Raw genomic sequence first — 1,855 nt, forward strand, 5'->3', positions numbered from 1 at the left:
TACCGCACCCGCCAAACCTTCAGCACGTCCCCCCGGGGGGGGGGGCGGGTTTTTTTTTATACCCCCCTTCGGTGGGGGTGCGGCGGGCGGCCCTAGGCGACCTCCCCCTGCACCAGGGCGAGGTCGACGGTGCCGGCGCGCAGCAGCCCGACGTTCTCGGCCGAGCCGCCGCTGGCCTGGGTCTCGATGATGAGGTCCGGGTCGACCTCATGGATCGCGGAGGCGAGCGCCGCGCCGTAGGCGGGAAAGCCGCCGCCGGGGGTGGCGGTGCCGAGGACGAGGCGGAGCGGATCGGCCCGCACCGACTGCGCCAGCAGCGCGACTAGGCACAGGGTGAACATGGCGCGTGTCGGCGGCATCGCATCCTCCGGATCGGTCCTGCCGGCCGGCGGGGCGTTATTTCGCGGTCAGCAGCGCCCAGTAGACCTTGTACTTCGAGCCGGGCGCGTAGGCGGTGGCGATCCCCATCCGCGCGGCCTTCGGATCGAGCATCACCGCGTTGTGGGGCGGGCTGTCGCGCCAGCCGGAGAAGGCCTCTGCGAGAGTGTGGTAGCCGGCCGACAGGTTGGCGTTGGCCGAGGCGAAGCCGAGGCGCTCCACCGCGCCCTTCACGGTCTGCGCCTTGCTCGGCCTGTCTGCGAGCGCCATCGACGCGGCCTCGGCCTCGGCGAGCTTCTGCAATTGCGGATCGAGGGTGAGGGCCGCCTCGCCGCGGCCGCGGCGATAGGCCGAGATCATGTCGCGGGCGGCTTCCGTGTCGACGTGGGCGGCGTCGTTCGACAGCGGCAGGTAGAGGCTCGGCAGCGCCGAGGTCGTCTGCGTGTCGGCGGCGCATCCGGCGAGCAACGCCGTGCCGGCCAACACCAGGACGCCCGCACCGTATCGTCCGATCCTGCCCACGTGTCCGACCCGCCGCTCGCCATCGGCCCGCGCCGGGCCGCCCGCGCGATCATATAGGGTGTCCGCCGGCACCGTGCAGCGGCGACGGTCATCAGGATTGACGATCCGTTCACCGGCTTGCGCTTAGGCTGTGCCGAATCGAACCGTGGATGCCGGGACGTTCCCTGTGCTCGCTCCGGTCCGCCGAGAGGATCGCGTGGCAATCTCCGAAGCGAACCCGCGGTGCGGCTCCCGCAAGGCGGCGTCGCCCACCGCATGACCGGGCTGCCCACCCATGCCGCTGCCGCGGCGTCGGCGACCCTCCGGTCCGCCGAGGCGCAGCTGCGCCTGATCCGCCGGGACGCCGAGCGGCTGGCCGAGCGCCAGCGCAGCTTCGATCAGGCCGCTGCCGCGGCCGGGATCGGCCTGTGGGAATGCCGGCTGCACGACGAGGCCCTCGACTGGTCGTCCGGCGTCTACGACCTGTTCGGGATTCCGCGCGGGACGGCCCTGTCGCGGGGGCGCACCCTCGAGCACTATCCGGACGCCTCGCGCCGCGCCCTCGAGGCGGCCCGCACGCGGGCGATCACCGAGCGGACCGGCTTCCGCCTCGACGCCGAGATCCGGACCGCCGCCGGGCAGCTCCGCTGGATTCGCCTGACCGCTACGGTGGAGGCGCGCGCGGGCGTCGCGGTTCGGCTGTTCGGGATCAAGCAGGACGTCACCGAGGAGAGGCTGGCCGCCGAGGCGGCGCGCCGGCGCGCCGAGGTCGACGGGATGACGGGGCTGGCCAACCGGATGTGCTTCGAGGACCGCCTTGCGGCCCTGTGCCGTGCCGGCGCGGGGCTGCTGGTGCTGGTCGATCTCGACGGCTTCAAAGCGGTCAACGACGGCTTCGGCCACGCGGCAGGCGATGCCTGCCTGCGGGAGGCGGCCCGCCGCCTGGCCGGGCTCTGCCGCCGGGCCGACCTCGTGG

General features: G+C 73.4%; 3 protein-coding genes. 1 reads left to right on the plus strand and 2 read right to left on the minus strand.

Features of this window, described 5'->3' with window-relative positions:
* Window positions 1-92: 92 nt before the first annotated feature.
* A complete protein-coding gene (locus FV222_RS24725; RefSeq protein WP_147815884.1) occupies window positions 93-359 on the minus strand; it encodes a TAXI family TRAP transporter solute-binding subunit in 267 nt (88 codons plus the stop codon).
* A gap of 37 nt (window positions 360-396) precedes the next feature.
* Window positions 397-864 (minus strand): CAP domain-containing protein, encoded by a 468-nt coding sequence (locus FV222_RS24730; protein WP_246685645.1) that lies wholly within the window; start codon window positions 862-864, stop codon window positions 397-399.
* Between the two features lie 813 nt (window positions 865-1,677).
* Here FV222_RS24730 and FV222_RS31530 point away from each other — a divergent pair.
* The coding region (locus tag FV222_RS31530; RefSeq protein ID WP_246685646.1) for a diguanylate cyclase at window positions 1,678-1,855 on the plus strand (178 nt) is incomplete at its 3' end.

It is taken from the genome of Methylobacterium sp. WL103, assembly GCF_008039885.1.
In the GTDB taxonomy this organism is placed as follows: Bacteria; Pseudomonadota; Alphaproteobacteria; order Rhizobiales; family Beijerinckiaceae; genus Methylobacterium; species Methylobacterium cerastii.